This window comes from Actinoplanes sichuanensis, assembly GCF_033097365.1.
In the GTDB taxonomy this organism is placed as follows: Bacteria; Actinomycetota; Actinomycetes; order Mycobacteriales; family Micromonosporaceae; genus Actinoplanes; species Actinoplanes sichuanensis.
Map to the genome: position 1 here is coordinate 9,102,790 of NZ_AP028461.1, position 14,371 is coordinate 9,117,160.

At 69.8% G+C, this 14,371-nt stretch carries 11 protein-coding genes and 1 pseudogene; 5 read left to right on the forward strand and 7 right to left on the reverse strand.

The genetic code is table 11. The features are described from left to right. Window positions 1-59: 59 nt before the first annotated feature. The 3 genes from Q0Z83_RS41835 to Q0Z83_RS41845 form a co-directional block, all read right to left on the reverse strand. Complete coding sequence (locus Q0Z83_RS41835; RefSeq protein WP_317788970.1) at window positions 60-1,454, reverse strand: MFS transporter; 1,395 nt, start codon at window positions 1,452-1,454, stop codon at window positions 60-62. Window positions 1,455-1,530: 76 nt separating this feature from the next. Next, window positions 1,531-1,980, reverse strand: coding sequence for a MarR family winged helix-turn-helix transcriptional regulator (locus Q0Z83_RS41840; protein ID WP_373871126.1), 450 nt, complete (start codon window positions 1,978-1,980; stop codon window positions 1,531-1,533). Window positions 1,981-2,080: 100 nt separating this feature from the next. Then, entirely contained in the window at window positions 2,081-3,523 is a 1,443-nt protein-coding gene (locus Q0Z83_RS41845) for an NCS2 family permease (protein ID WP_317788972.1), read from the reverse strand. A gap of 233 nt (window positions 3,524-3,756) precedes the next feature. On the opposite strand from Q0Z83_RS41845, the gene Q0Z83_RS41850 reads away from it, so the two are divergent. Beyond that, window positions 3,757-3,972, forward strand: coding sequence for a DUF2530 domain-containing protein (locus tag Q0Z83_RS41850; protein ID WP_317797265.1), 216 nt, complete (start codon window positions 3,757-3,759; stop codon window positions 3,970-3,972). Here the strand turns inward: Q0Z83_RS41850 and Q0Z83_RS41855 are convergent. Then, on the reverse strand, window positions 3,969-4,853 hold the full coding sequence (locus tag Q0Z83_RS41855; RefSeq protein ID WP_317797266.1) for a DUF3027 domain-containing protein: 885 nt from the start codon (window positions 4,851-4,853) through the stop codon (window positions 3,969-3,971). The genes Q0Z83_RS41850 and Q0Z83_RS41855 overlap by 4 nt on opposite strands. Window positions 4,854-4,883: 30 nt before the next feature. On the opposite strand from Q0Z83_RS41855, the pseudogene Q0Z83_RS55980 reads away from it, so the two are divergent. From Q0Z83_RS55980 to Q0Z83_RS41875, 4 genes and pseudogenes are all read left to right on the forward strand, one after another. Next, window positions 4,884-6,326: pseudogene (locus Q0Z83_RS55980) on the forward strand (MFS transporter); the annotation flags it as partial. A gap of 728 nt (window positions 6,327-7,054) precedes the next feature. Next, on the forward strand, window positions 7,055-7,687 hold the full coding sequence (locus Q0Z83_RS41865; RefSeq protein ID WP_317788973.1) for a futalosine hydrolase: 633 nt from the start codon (window positions 7,055-7,057) through the stop codon (window positions 7,685-7,687). Between the two features lie 161 nt (window positions 7,688-7,848). Continuing rightward, window positions 7,849-9,033 carry an MFS transporter gene (locus Q0Z83_RS41870; protein WP_317788974.1) on the forward strand — a complete coding sequence of 395 codons (1,185 nt, stop codon included), beginning with the start codon at window positions 7,849-7,851 and terminating at the stop codon, window positions 9,031-9,033. Window positions 9,034-9,125: 92 nt separating this feature from the next. Next, window positions 9,126-9,722, forward strand: coding sequence for a TetR/AcrR family transcriptional regulator (locus Q0Z83_RS41875; RefSeq protein ID WP_317788975.1), 597 nt, complete (start codon window positions 9,126-9,128; stop codon window positions 9,720-9,722). Here the strand turns inward: Q0Z83_RS41875 and Q0Z83_RS41880 are convergent. From Q0Z83_RS41880 to Q0Z83_RS41890, 3 genes are read right to left on the reverse strand one after another with little or no spacing between them, the layout of a single operon-like run. After that, window positions 9,707-11,059 (reverse strand): GH1 family beta-glucosidase, encoded by a 1,353-nt coding sequence (locus Q0Z83_RS41880; RefSeq protein ID WP_317788976.1) that lies wholly within the window; start codon window positions 11,057-11,059, stop codon window positions 9,707-9,709. The genes Q0Z83_RS41875 and Q0Z83_RS41880 overlap by 16 nt on opposite strands. A gap of 11 nt (window positions 11,060-11,070) precedes the next feature. After that, entirely contained in the window at window positions 11,071-12,243 is a 1,173-nt protein-coding gene (locus Q0Z83_RS41885) for an MFS transporter (protein WP_317788977.1), read from the reverse strand. Then, window positions 12,240-14,264, reverse strand: coding sequence for an amidohydrolase family protein (locus tag Q0Z83_RS41890; protein ID WP_317788979.1), 2,025 nt, complete (start codon window positions 14,262-14,264; stop codon window positions 12,240-12,242). The genes Q0Z83_RS41885 and Q0Z83_RS41890 overlap by 4 nt, the downstream gene beginning before the upstream one ends. Window positions 14,265-14,371 lie beyond the last annotated feature (107 nt).

Sequence of the window (14,371 nt, forward strand, 5' to 3'; positions counted from 1 at the left end):
GCAGGCGGGAATACCCGTTCGGTGGAGCCGGCCGTGCCAACATCACGGTAGGTGCGGATTCAGACGCCGACGCCCGAACCAGACCGGGCCATCGGTTCGGCATGCGCTCGAGGAGAGGGCCGCATCGACTCTGGGCCGGACAGAACGGACGGCGGGACGGATTCCGACGACGAGGTGGCTTCCGGCGACGAGGTGGCCTCCGACGACGGGGCGATTTCCAGTCGCACCCATGGCCGGGAGCGGACCGAGAACCGGAGCCGATCCCCGCTGACCCGCAACTGCCAGATCAGCGCGCCGACCGCGGCCACGAAACTGACCAGCCCGGCCGCCCAGATGCTCGACGACACCCCGAACCGCTCGCCCCACCAGCCGGCCAGCGACGCCCCGATCGGCGTGGTCCCGAGGAAGACCAGCACGTAGAGCGACATCACCCGTCCCCGGAACTCGGCGTCGACACCCATCTGCACCCGGTGGTTGCAGCCCTGCGCGAGATAGATCGAGAAGAAGCCGGTCGGCACGAGCAGCAGTGCGGCGGTCACGAAGTTCGGCGCGAACCCGACCGCGAACTCGAAGACCCCGAAGGCGAGAGCGGCACCGATCACGAGGTATGGCCCGGGGCGCGCCCGACGCCTGGTCCCGGCCAGCGCCCCACCCAGCGACCCGATCGCCAGACACGTGGTGAGCAGCCCGAACGTGGACGGCCCAGCCCCGAAGTCGATCTTCGCGAGGGCGGCCAGGGTGACCGGGAAGTTGAACCCGATCATGCCGATCACGGCCATCATGCAGATCGGCAGCAGCAGATCGTGACGGCTTCCGACGTACCGCAGGCCGTCGATGACCCGGGCGCTGCCGCGAGCCTTGCGCTCGGACCGGTAGAGGTCGCCCGGACGCATCCGCAGGTAGGTGAAGACCGGTGCGATCGCCAGCGCCGTGGAGATCAGGAACACCCCCGGCGTGGAGAGCAGCGCGAGCAGCACCCCGGCCAGGGCCGGCCCGCTGATCCGGGCCACGTTGAAGGTGGCCGCGGAGAGCGCCAGCGCGTTCGGGAGCAGGTGCAGCTCGACGAGCTCGGAGACGAACGACTGCCGGACCGGGGTCTCGACGGCGTTGGCGATGCCGAGGAACAGCGCGGCGACGAACACGTGCCAGAGCTCGACCACCCCGGCCGCGACCAGCACCGCGAAGGCGATGGCGAAGAGCGCGAAGGCGGCGTTCGCCGCGATCAGCAGCTTGCGCTTGTCGTACCGGTCGGCCAGGCGACCACTCCAGAGGGTCAGGAGCATCACCGGTACGAATTGGAGCGCGGTCACCACACCTAGGGCGCCCGGGGAGTTGTCGGAGAGTTCGAGTACCAGCCAGTCCTGGGCGGTGAACATCATCCACACGCCGATGAGCTTGACCATCTGCCCGGCGGTGAAGAGCCGGTAGTTCTTGACCTGTAGGGATCGGAACATGGCGTTCAGAGCAGCCGCCCCCTAATTCGTCGTACGCGTCAGACACACGTGACGAAGCGGAACGACCAGGGGCTTCTCAGCCGCGGGCGACTCGCTGCATGATCTCAGCGGCCTGCGCCAGGGTTTCCCGTTCCTCCGGAGTGAGCCGCTCCAACTCGGCGGCCAGCCACTCGTTGCGGGCCCGCTCGTGCAACGCGTAGACCGCCCGGCCCTCGTCGGTGGCGGCCAGGATCACCTGGCGCCCGTCGGTCGGATGCGGTGTACGCGCCACGAGCCCGCGCTCCTCCAGCTTCCCCACGATCTTGGTCATCGTCGGGGGCTGAACCCGTTCCACGTCGGCGAGCTCACGCGGAGTCAGCGCGCCGGCCAGTTGGAGGCTGGTCAGCGCGGAGAGCTGACTGAACGTCAGGTCACCGACCGGGCGGGCCTGCCGGACTCGCCGGCTGAACCGGATGATCGCGTCCCGCAGCGTTTTGGCCAGCGTGTCCGCTGTCGTGCGCTCCGTCGTCATCACCCGCTCCGTCACGGTCCTTAGCCTAGCTAATGAGCATGGCTAACGACATCTGTTGACCCATATGACAGCCGTCACCGGGCCGTTGGCGCACCCGGTGACGGCTGGAGAAACCTCAGAGGATCCAGGATTCCAGGGGACCCCGGGCGAAGTACAGCACGAACAGCGCGGCGATGCCGTACATCAGCGGGTGGATTTCGCGCGCCTTGCCGGTGAACGCCTTCAGGACCACGTACGTGATGATTCCGGCGCCGATGCCGTTGGAGATCGAGTACGTGAACGGCATCAACGTGACGGTGAGGAACGCCGGCACCGCGATGGTGTAGTCCGACCAGTCGATCTGGCGAACCGTGGTGATCATCAGGAAGCCGACCACGACCAGCGCGGTCGACGCCGCCTCGAACGGCACCACCTTCACCAGCGGCGCGAAGAACATCGCCACCAGGAACAACGCGCCCGTCACGAGGCTGGCCACACCGGTCCGGGCGCCTTCGCCGACACCTGAGGCACTCTCCACGTACGACGTGTTGCTGGAGACGCTCGCCGCGCCACCGGCCACCGCGGCGACCGAGTCGACGAGCAGGATCTCCTTGGTACGCGGCGGCATGCCCTCCTCGTCGAGCAGCTCACCCTCCTGTCCGACCGCGACCATCGTGCCCATCGTGTCGAAGAAGTCGGTCACCAGCAGCGTGAAGACGAACATCAGCACGACCAGCGGGCCGGCCGTGCTCCACGAGTCGAGCACGTTGAACTTGCCGAGCAGCGACAGGTCCGGGGTGTCGATGATCTGCTCGGGCAGCTTCGGCACGTTCAGCGACCAGCCACCGGCCTTGATCACGGCCGGGCCCAGGTTCGCGACCGCCTCCACGATGATCGCCAGCACCGTGGTGCCCAGGATGCCGATCAGGATGGCGCCCTTGACCTTGCGGACGAACAGCACCAGCGTGAACAGCAGGCCGATCACGAAGACGAAGGTCGGCCAGGTCACCAGCTTGCCGCCGAGGCCGAGTTCGACCGGGACGGTGGTGCCCGCGGCGTCCGGGATGCGATGCACGAACCCGGCGTCGACCAGGCCGATGATCATCAGGAACAGGCCGATGCCCACGCCGATCGCGGTCTTCAGCTGGGTCGGAACGGCCTTGAAGACCGCCGTCCGCAGACCGGTCAGCACCAGGATCAGGATGAGCACACCCTCGATGACGATCAGGCCCATCGCGTCGGCCCAGGTCATCTCGGGCGCGATCTCGTACGCCACCAGCGCGTTGACACCGAGACCGGCGGCCAGGGCCAGCGGGAAGCGGCCCACCACGCCCATCAGGATCGTGATCACACCGGCGACCAGCGCGGTACCGGCGGCGAGAGCGGTGATCGGGAGCTTCTGACCCTCGGCGTCGACGCCGCCGGCCAGGATGAGGGGGTTCAGGACCACGATGTAGGCCATCGTGAAGAACGTGACGAAGCCGCCACGGATCTCCCGGCTCAACGTCGAGCCGCGCTTGGTTATCTCGAAGAACCGGTCGAAACCGGACGCGGAGGCCGCTTCGGTATCAGCAGACATGGGACCTTCCGAAAGATGGCGCAGGGGTGAACGCGCGCATGCTTTCAGATGCAACTACATCCGCAAAAGCGAAGTGATGTTACAACTCTCACGCGCTGCTCCGATGCGATCCGTAATGGTCGTACCCTGTCGGAGTGAGTGACCTGTCTCCCGCCACACAAACCGGCGAACCCCTGCCGGTTTTGTCCGTGGTGACCGGGACGAAACCGAGGCCCGAACCGCTGGACCCACCCATGGTCCCGTTCGCGCTGGCCGGTGTCGCCGCCTTCGCCGTCGCATCCCTGATCACCTGGCTCGGCCACGCGCCGCAGTCCTGGGTCCAGATCAGCGTCGCGGGCCTGGTGTGGGGCATCCCGGGCACGCTGACGATGGTGCTACACGACCGGCGCCGCGCCCGACGCCGGGCGCTGACCCACCCGGATTTCCAGGTGGTGGAGGAGAAGCCCTAGCTGTGGCCGTAATCCTCGGCCGGGTCACCCGACTCGACCGAGCCGTGACCACGGCTGACCGCCACCGCCTCGACCTCGCTGTCGTCGTAGACCGTGGGCAGCTCGTCGACCGGCTGCTCGGCCGCGCTCAGCAGCGCCTCCGAGTGCGCGCCGCAACCGTGGTCGGCGCTGACCGCCCGGCCGTCGTCGGGCGCGTAGAGGTTGCCGCAGACACCGAACATGGTCCGCAACGAACCGGCCAGCGGCAGGTAGAAGCCGCAGGTGCCGCAGCGGGCGTTGCGCGGGGCGGCGGACGAGATCGGCGCCTCCGGGCCGGAGTCGCCGTCATACCACCGCTGGGCCGTCTCCATCCGGCCCTCCTGGGACATCACCCGGGACCGGCCGAGACCCAGCTCCCACGACACCTCCTCGACCGCGGCGTCGTCGCTCAGCACATAACCGGGGGTGAGCCGGTCGTCGTCGGGCGCCGTCGGCATCAGGTCGCCGACGCCGAGGTCGCCCGGCTGCACCCGCTCGTTCCACGGCACCCAGCCGGGGGCGAGCAGAGCATCCGGACCGGGCAGCAGCACGGTCTCGCAGACCGTCACGTGGCGGCTGCGCGGCACCCGGGTCACCGTGACGGCCCACCGCCAGCCGCGGTAACCGTCGAGATGACTCTCGAAGAAGTGGGTAACCACACGGTCGCCTTCGGCGATCGCTTCGAGGTGCTCGCCGATGTCGGTGGGGTCCACTTCGGTGATGGCACCACGGGCCACCCCGACGGCATCGGCACAGACCTGGTCGAGTCGGGCGGCGCGGGAGGTGGTCCTGGAGGTCACCCGCCCATTGTTGCCTACCGAACCGGGTGACCCGCAACGACTCCCCAGATAGCCGAGCGTCAGAGGCGACGAGGGTCGCCCGTATCAGTCAGGATGGTTCCCATGCCGCAGTTCTCCGCGCTCGGACGCATCGTCGGCACCGGCATCAAAGCGGGCCGTCTGGTGGTGCGCGGCTCGGTGCGTGGCGGGGCCTGGGCCACCCGCCGGGTCGGCCTGGCCCGTGCCAAGGGCGCGGCCAACGAGATCGGCATGATCCGGCTCTTCGACCTGCACGCCGTCTCCTGTGCCGGTGACGCGCTCATCGCGATCGGACTCGCCGGGACCATCTTCAGCGTCCCGCTCGGCGAGGCCCGCAGCAAGGTGGCGCTCTACCTGCTCATCACGATGGTGCCGTTCGCGCTGCTGGCGCCGGTCGTCGGCCCGTTGCTGGACCACTTCCGGCACGGCCGCCGCTACGCCCTGGCCACCACGTTCCTGGGCCGGGCGTTCCTCGCCTATGTGATGTCCGACAACCTGCTCGGCTGGGGCCTCTACCCGGCGGCGTTCGGGGTGCTGGCGCTCTCCCGGGCGTACGGTGTGGCCCGTTCCGCCGCCGTACCCCGCCTACTACCCGACGGGATCGGACTGTCCCAGGTGGGCGCACGCGCCAGCGTCTACGGCACGTTCGCCGGGGCCCTGGTCGCGCCGATCGGGTTGCTCGCCTTCAAGTTCGGGCCACAGTGGCCGCTGCGGGTCGCCACCGTCATCTTCATGGTCGGGATGGTCGTGTCGCTGCGCCTGCCGCCACGCGCCGACTCGGACCCGCCGGAGGCGATGCCCCGGGCCTGGCGCACTGTTCTCGGCATCGGCCGCGGCTCGGACCGTCCGCTCTCCAACCGCCTGGTCGTCGCCACCCTGATCGGCAGCAGCAGCCTGCGCCTGCTCTACGGCTTCCTGCTGCTCTTCCTCACCTTCGCGATCATGGGCGGCCAGCTGACCACCGAGATCCTCGGCAACGAGCTCGGCCGCAACGTGGCGGTCGGCCTGATCGGCGGCGCCCTGGCCCTCGGCACGTTCATCTCCACCGCCGCCGGCACCGGTCTGCGCATCAGACGGCCGCTGGCACTGCAGTCCAGTGGCCTGATCGTGACCGCCGGTGTGGCGGTGCTCACCACGATCTTCTACAACCTCGCGATGGTCACCCTGCTGGCCCTGCTCACCGCGGTCTTCAGCGGCATCGCCAAACTCGCGGTCGACGCCAGCATCCAGGAACGTGTCCCGGAACGTCAGCGCGCCACCGCGTTCGCCCACTCCGAAACGGCCCTGATGCTCGCCTGGGTGGCCGGCGGCGGCCTCGGCCTGATCCCCTTCGACGGACGGCTCGGCCTAGCCTTCGCCGCACTGCTCGCGGTGCTCGCGGCGGCCCGAGCCGCCTGGTCGGCGGCACGTCTGCACAACGAGAGGTTGGCGGGCCGGCCCGACGTCCCGGTCCCGGACGAAGACCCCCTCGGCGGTACGGCCACCGCCCCCGTCTCCGGCCCGGCGGACCGGGACGAGACAACCGACCTCAGCGGTACGCCGAACCCGAACCCGGACGACACCACGGACCTACGCGGCACCCGCCGCAACGTCGATCGGGAAGCCTGGCTGGAAGCCGAGGAGACCTGGTCCGACGGCCCCTGGACGGCCGGTGGCGACGGCTCGCACACAGCTGCCGACTCGGACCGGCGACGCGCCGGCTCGCACACAGGTGCCGGCTCGGACCGGCAACGCGCCGCTTCGGGCGATGGGACCGGCCGCCGCGACGATCGCACCGCACGTTCCGGCGGTGCTCCGGGTCAGCGCCACCCGGCCGACACGTCGTCCCGCGACGGCGACACTCAGCGACTCGACCCCGAGCCCGACGCCAAGCGCTGGTGGCAGCGCAGGGGCAAGAGCACGGCCACCAGGACCCGGCCCACCGCGAGCACCTCCGGAACCGTCGACCGGGTCACCGGCACCACCCGCCGGTCCGGCGACGACATCGGCGGGCCCGGCGGCAGCCGGGCCGGTGATGGTCGCCCGGACGACGGCGGCCGACCCGGCACCGGCGGACGGTCGCGTGACGTGGGCGGGGCCGGTGGCGGGGGTCGGGAGTGGGCTCGTGGCGAGTCGGGCGGCAGCGACCGGGCCGGTGGGCACGGCGACGGGGAGGATTCCGGGCCGCCGGTCGCGCCACCCGGGTATCACGTGTATCGGCCGTCGTCCGCCGGGCCGGACGGCGAGCCCGCGAAAGACGAGGACATGTGAGCGCGTACCCCCTGTTGGTCGTGACCGCGGTGAACGCTGAGGCCGATGCCGTCCGGGCCGACCTCGACCCCGCCGCAGTCGTGGTGGCGGCCGTCGGGGTCGGACCGGCCGCCGCCGCCGCGGGAACCGCAAGGCTGCTCGCCGGCCGCGCCTACCGTGCCGTGGTCAGCGCCGGGATCGCCGGCGGCTTCCCCGGTCGCGCACCCGTCGGCAGCCTGGTCATCGCCACCCGCAGCATCGCCGCCGACCTGGGCGCCGAGTCCCCCGACGGATTCCTGCCGATCGAGGAACTCGGCTTCGGCACCAGCGTCCTCGACGCCGACCCGCACCTGGTCGAGGCCCTACGGAAAGCCCTGCCCGACGCGGTGTCCGGCGACATCCTGACGCTGGCCACGGTCACCGGAACCGCGGCGACCGCCGACCGCCTCGCCACCCGTTTCCCGCAGGCCGCCGCCGAAGCGATGGAGGGTTACGGCGTAGCGGCCGCGGCGGCCGGAGCAGGCATCCCGTTCGCCGAACTCCGTGCCGTCTCCAACCCGATCGGCCCCCGAGACCGGGCCGCCTGGCGCCTGGGCGACGCTTTCGCCGCCCTGCGCACCGCCGCCCCGGCCTTGATCACGGTCCCCTGACCTTCGCCTCGGCGACGGCCGGGCGAGGACTGGCTGGGCGCTTCCGGCCCTGGACGAATCGTTTACACGGAAAATGTTGCTGTCGGCGATCGTGAACGGCATGCTGCGCTGACGGGTCTGTGATCGGGACCACGTGCTGCTGACAGCGAAACGAGGCATCGATGGACGACGAGAGCGCGGGCGGCATGTCGGCCGGCGCGCGGGCCCGGCTGATCGGTGCCGGGTACGCCGCGCAGGGCCTGGGCTATGCCGCGGTGGTGACCGCGTTGCCGACGTTCAAGGACCGACAGCACATCGATGACACGTTCGTGTCCGCGCTCCTGCTCCTGGTGGTGGTCGCGGCGGCCGGCGGGTCGATCCTGGCCGACCAGGTGGCCGCCCGCTGGGGCAGCCGGTACGCCCTGGCGTCGGGCCTCTTCCTGGCCGGTGCGGGCCTGGCCGGAACCACCGTCTGGACACCGAACGCGGTCTTCGCCGTCATCCTCTTCGCCTACGGGATCGGCCTCGGCGCGGTCGACGCGTCACTCAGCATGCAGGGCGTCCTGGTCCAGGCCCGGCTGGGTCGCAGCGTGATGAGTCGACTGTTCGCCGCCTACACGGCCGCGGCCATCGCCGCCGCCCTGATCATGTCGGGTTCGCTGGAGTCGGGCGCCGGCGCGGCCGTGGCGGTCGGCGTGGCCGCGGTGTACGCGGTACTGGTCGGCCTGGTCGGCTGGCGGTTGTTCGAGCCGGGCCGGACACGACGATCCAGTGTCGCGCACGCGGAGAGCGGGCGGAGCGTACGCCCGATCGTGATCGTCTGTGGAATGTTGATCTTCACGGCGTTCCTGGTGGACTCGGCGGTCAGCACGTGGAGTTCGGTCTACCTGCAGGACTCGCTGGCGGCGGCCGCTTCGGTGGCCCCGCTGGGTTACGCCGCCTATCAGGCCGCGGTCCTGGTCAGCCGCCTGGTGGCCGATCATCTGGTGCCGCGGGCCGGGCGGACGCCGATCGCGATCGGCTCGCTGCTGGTGTGCGGGATCGGATGTGGCCTGGTGGTGGCCCTGCCCGCGATCGGCGCCGCGGTGACCGGTTTCGCGATCGCCGGCATCGGTGTCGGCGTGCTGGTGCCGCTGGCGTTCAGCGCGGCCGGCGAGGCGGCGATGGAGAGCAGCGACGAGGTCATCGCCAAGGTGAACCTGTTCAACTACGGCGGCGCACTGCTCGGCGCGGTGCTGCTGGGTGCCCTGTCCGAGCCGATCGGCCTGCAGTGGGCGTTCCTGATCCCGGTGGTCGCCGTGGTGGCGACGCTCCCGCTGGCCCGTCGCGTGGGCCACCTGACCGCCCGCGAGCCGGCCGTCGGCTGAACCACCGGCCGGCCCTGGGAGCCGTCCCCCACCCGCCACGACAGCACCGGCGTCCAGCCGGGCCGGGGTTCGGCGGTGGCTAAGCTGTGCGCGTGCCGAAGCTGGTGGACCACGATCTGCGACGGGCGGAGCTGCTGGCCGCCGCCTGGCGTGTGGTTCGGGCGCGGGGTGTCGAGGGCACCACGACCCGGGCGATAGCCGACGAGGCGGGCTGTTCGCTGAGTGTGTTGGCGCATTTCCTGGGCGGCAAGGACGACATCCTGGTGGCCGCGCAGAAGGCGATCTATGACCGGATCGTGGAGCGGGCCTTCGAGATAGGCGGTGACCTGTTCGGGCTGGACGGTCTGCGTGCGGCCTTGGAGGCGGTGCTGCCGCTGGATTCGGAGCGGGCCGCGGACGCGCACGTGAATGTGGCGTTCGCCGGGGCGGCACTGTCGCATCCGAGGCTGGCCGAGTCGCGGCGTGATTCACATCGGGCGATCCGGGTGCATCTGATCAACTGCCTGCGTGAGGCGCGGGAGCTGGGCGAGTTGCGGGCCGGGGTGGATGACGAGGCGGTGATCGACGACTTCATCATCCTGGTCGAGGGCAGTACTCTGCTCAGCCTGGTGGACGGTTGGGCCGAGGAGGGACGCGCCGACCGGCTGTCCCGCCTCGCCAACCAGTTCGTGGATCAGCTCCGCGCCTGAGCGGCGATCAGATCGCGGTACCAGTAGTAGGAATCCTTCGGCGTGCGCGACAAGTCCGAGAAGTCGACGTAGATGAGCCCGAATCGCTCGTCGTACCCGGCTGCCCACTCGAAGTTGTCGAGAGCCGACCAGGCGTAGTAGCCGTCCACCCGTACCCCCGCGGAAATGGCGGAGACCACCGCGGAGAGGTGAGCGTCGAGGTAAGCGATGCGCCGCTCGTCGTGGACCCGGCCGTCCGGCCCGGGTGCGGCGTCGTGGAACGACGCCCCGTTCTCGGTGATGATCACCGGCGGCAACGTCGGGTACCGCTCCTTGAGCGTGACCAGGATCTCAGTTAGCCCGGAAGGCACGATCGCCCACCCGAAATCAGTGCGTTCGTCGCTCTTGACCGGCACCGGCGAGAACGGCATCCCCTCCGGAATGTCCACTTCCAGTACCCCGCTGTAGTCCTTCCCGGCTCGCGGCGCCTCGATCATCGTCGGCTCGTAGTAGTTGACGCCGTAGAAGTCGAGCCGCGCCTTGATCAGTTCGAGGTCCCGGTCGAGCTGCCCGTCGGGCACACCGACCCCGGCCCGGATCAGCTCACTCGGGTAGTCGCCGAGCAGGATCGGGTCGGAGAAGGTCCAGTTGGTGAGGTCGGAGAAGAGCGTCGCGGACGCGACGTCCTCCGGCGAGTCGGTGGCCGGCGTCACCGGGAAGTGCTGGTTGGCGATCCCCACACTGCGAGCTCCATGGGTACGGAGAACCTGCACCGCCAACCCATGGGCGAGCAGCTGGTGATGTCCGGCGGGAAGCGCCCCGAGTCCGAGTCCGCGGGCCGGAGCGTGATCGCCGAGCGCGTACCCGTAAAGGGTGTGCACGTTCATCTCGTTCATGGTGATCCAGTCCCGGACCCGGTCGCCGAGCCGCAGCACGAGGGTGCTGGCGTAGTCGGCGAGTCGGTGCGCGGTGTCCCGGTTCATCCAGCCGCCGGCGTCCTCGAACTCCTGCGGCAGGTCCCAGTGGTAGAGCGTCGGCACCGGCCGCACCCCGGCGGCGAGCAGCGAGTCCACGAGCCGGTCGTAGAAGTCGAGGTCACCGGCGAGCACCCGGGGCCAGGAGAAGGAGAACCGGTAGTCCTGCACGCCGGCCGCCGCGATCAGCGCGACGTCCTCCTCGTACCGGTGATAGTGGTCGATCGCCACCCGGCCGTCCTGGCCGTTCCGAACGGTCCCGCCCTGTGCGGTGAAGGTGTCCCAGATGCTCGGGCCCTTGCCGCCCGCGTCGGCCGCGCCCTCGATCTGGTAGGCCGAGGTGGACATGCCGAACCGGAATCCGGGTGGGAACTGGGGGTACAAGGTGGTTCCTTTCAGTGGATCGCCCGGAGGCGGGGTAGCAGAGCCAGCGCCAGCAGTGCGAAACCGGCGGTGACCAGGTAGAGCGTGCGGTAGCCGCCGAGCGCGGTGACGATCGGCGCGGCCAGCACCGGGGCGAGCATCTGTGGCAGGGTTCCGGCCACGTTGGCGACGCCGAGCATGGTGGCCCGGGTGTCGGGATCCGGGAGTACGTGGGTGAGCACGGCCATGTCGACCGCGATGTAGGCGCCCCAGCCGATGCCGACCAGCACCGATGCGACCAGCACCACGGGCACGACCGGGACGAACGCCATCAGCGTGGTGCCGACGGCGAGGATGACCGCACCGGCCGCGACGAAGGCCTTCCGCTTCTCCCAGCGGTCGGAGAACACTCCCCCGGCGAAGCCGAAGACGCCGGCGAACAGCACGTTCACCACGGTCACGATGAGCACCCAGGTGGCCGCGTCGTCGACGCCCACCTCGTCCGACAGGTAGTAGAGCAGGTAGACCAGGACGAGGGCGTTGACCAGGTTGAGCAGGAAGCGGATCACCCAGGCCCAGGCGAACTGCCCGCCCGGCCAGTGCCACTTCTGCTTCTCCGGGGCGCGGAGCGGCTGCTCCCGGTTGATGATCAGCAGGCAGGCGCCGAGAGCGGGAACGGCGACGGCCACCGCGAGGTAACCGAGTGTCGTCGAACCGGCGGCGACCGCCACCGCGGTGCCGAGGATGACGCCGATGATCTGGGCGACGCCGAAGAGCGCGCCGACCGTGCCTCGCTGGCCCTCCGGCACCCGGTCGCCGATCAGCGCGGCCAGCGCGGCCATCGGGCCGTTCAGGCCGACCTGCACCAGAATCCAGCCGGTGACCATCAGTGGCGTGGTGTCGGCCGCGGAGAGGACGACGAGTCCGGCGACACCGATCGCGGTGCCGGCCACGAAGATCGGCCGGCGCCGGCCGAGGCGGTCGGACAGCATCCCCCACAGTGGATTGGCCACCATGGACGCTGCCGCGCCCCAGGCTGTGACCAGGGCGAGCAGCGCCTCTTTACCGCCGTCGCCGGCGAGGTGGGCCGCCTGCTCGGGAAGCAGGATCTGGATCGGCCCGAACCAACCGGCGGCAACGCCGATCATGGCGAGCGCGTAAGCGACCATCCATGACCGGCGGACCGGTGTTTCAACAAGCGTCACGCACGGGACCTTTCCCACATCACCGTGTACGCCTCGGCGCCGCTGAGCAGTTGAGACTTGAGCAGCGGGCCGTCGGATCCGGCCTGGTCGATCAGGTCGGTGACCCAGTCGGCGTAGAGCCCGTACTGGGCGACGCCGTCGGTGTTGAGGTTGAAGGTGCGGGTGCCGTAGACCTGTTTGGCGACCGTGGTGCCGTTGGTCGCGGTGAACGGGTATTTGAGCGGGCTGGACGCGGCGTCCAGACGGGGTGCCGCCTGCGGGCCCAGACCGTTCACGTCGGTGCCGACGCCGTACCCGGTGATCTTCGAGCCGTTGGCGAGCGCCCGGTGGGTGCGCCACTCGTCCAGGAAGGTCGGCGTCCCCTGGCCGTCGTCGTGGGCCGCGAAGGCGTAGCTGGCGACGAAGCCGCCGACGCCGAGCGTCCGGTTGATCAGAGCCGGGTCGGCCCAGGTGTGCACGGAGGCGACGCCCGGGTACTTCGCCTGCTCGGCCAGGTCGAGGACCGCTGACGCGGTCTTCACACCCATGTGGTCGATGTGGATGATCATGCCGCGGTTCATCATCGCTTTGATGAGGTACGTGCCGAGGTCGGTCAGTCCACGGGTGTTGCAGATCTTGCCGCTCGGGTAGACCGGGAGAACCGTACCGGCGGGCAGACCGACGCCGAGTTCGAGGAGTTTGGCGATGTCGTCGCTGACCAGGGGCTGCTCGTTGTCGGACGGGCCGGTGCAGCTGGTCGCCTGCCACCAGTGGCCGGTGGAGATCAGGTTGCCGACGTTGATCGCGGCGCCGGTGACCCCCTCGTCGAACCGGGTGCCGCCGAACGCGTTGTCGAACTTGTGCACCGGGTAGAGGCCGCTGACTCCCAGGCTCTGCAGCTCGTTCAGCCCGGCGTCGATGTCGGCGGTGGTGCACTGCGGGACGTTCTTGATCTCCCGGCAGTTGAAGATCTCGGAGTTCTCCACGCCGATCGTGACGGCGAGTTTGCCCTGGGCGGCGATGCTGCGTACCTCGGCCGGGGTCTTCGCCAGCCGGAACCAGCCCTTACCCGGACCGCCGCTGCGGGCGTCCACATAGTCCTGCATCTTCTGGAGATAGAGCGCTTGCGCTCGGATCTGGTCCATCTCGTTGCAGGAGGTGTGCTCGGGGGTGAGCTCGCAGATCACCCGGTTGGCCACCAGCAGCACGTTGAGCACACGCTGCCCGGACTTCCAGGTCCGTTCCAGGCTGCGGAAGTAGGAGGCCTCGTGCAGCAGCGTGTCGTACTGCGGCCAGTCGCCGAAGGTGGGCCAGCCGTCCTCGGCCGAGTTGATCGGGTCGGTACCGGCGATGATCGCTTCCAGCAGGGCACCCCAGCCGAGAGTGCCGTGCGAGGCGCAGCCCTTGAGGGCGACCGTGACACCACCCGGCGCGTACGCGTCCCCGCAGTGCAGTGCCCCGCCGAACGCCTCACCGGCGGTGATGTGCGCGTGCGCGTCGATCCAGCCGACCAGCTTGCCGTTGGCGTCGACCCCGGGGGCCGGGGTGCCGCTGACGCCTGTCGCGATGTCCGGGTTGGCGGCGCAGCCACTGGCCGGGGCGAGTTTGAAGGTGGCGCTGCCGGCACCGAGCCCACCGAGGTAGGAGCCGGCCTGCTGACCGGTCGCGGTGCTGACGAACTTGTAGCTGCTGCCGTCGGTGGTGACCGTCCAGTCGGCGCGGTCGCCGTACGAGGAGCCGGCCCACACCCAGTTCATCACGCTCTGGTAGGCCGGAGCGCCGTCCTGGTCGCGGAGTGTGTACCGGCCGAGCTGGGTGGCCTCCAGCCGGAATGGCTCCGCACTGGCGACAGCGCTCTTGAAGCCGTACCCGACCGAGTCCTTCCAGACATAGCCGATCGAGGTCGAACCGTTGAAAGCCTGGAGGGTGACGCAAGCGCCCTCCAGGTCATAGGCGGGCGTCCAGCTCGCGGCGCTGGCAGGCGTGGGCAGCCCACCGACGAGGCCGAGCACCAAGACGCCCGCGACCAGCTTACGAGTCACACGGCACCCCCTTGGTCGATCACTTGATCCAACAAGGCGGAGTGTAGGAAGGATCACACCTTCAGGGCCAGAGGGAGACGTGAATATTTTCCCTGAGGGACGGACTA

Bases quoted from the DNA above. Each gene is read 5' to 3' on its own strand.
- Q0Z83_RS41835 (WP_317788970.1), bottom strand. From the start codon at position 1,454: ATGTTCCGATCCCTACAGGTCAAGAACTACCGGCTCTTCACCGCCGGG.
- Q0Z83_RS41845 (WP_317788972.1), bottom strand. From the start codon at position 3,523: ATGTCTGCTGATACCGAAGCGGCCTCCGCGTCCGGTTTCGACCGGTTC.
- Q0Z83_RS41850 (WP_317797265.1), top strand. From the start codon at position 3,757: ATGGTCCCGTTCGCGCTGGCCGGTGTCGCCGCCTTCGCCGTCGCATCC.
- Q0Z83_RS41870 (WP_317788974.1), top strand. From the start codon at position 7,849: ATGGACGACGAGAGCGCGGGCGGCATGTCGGCCGGCGCGCGGGCCCGG.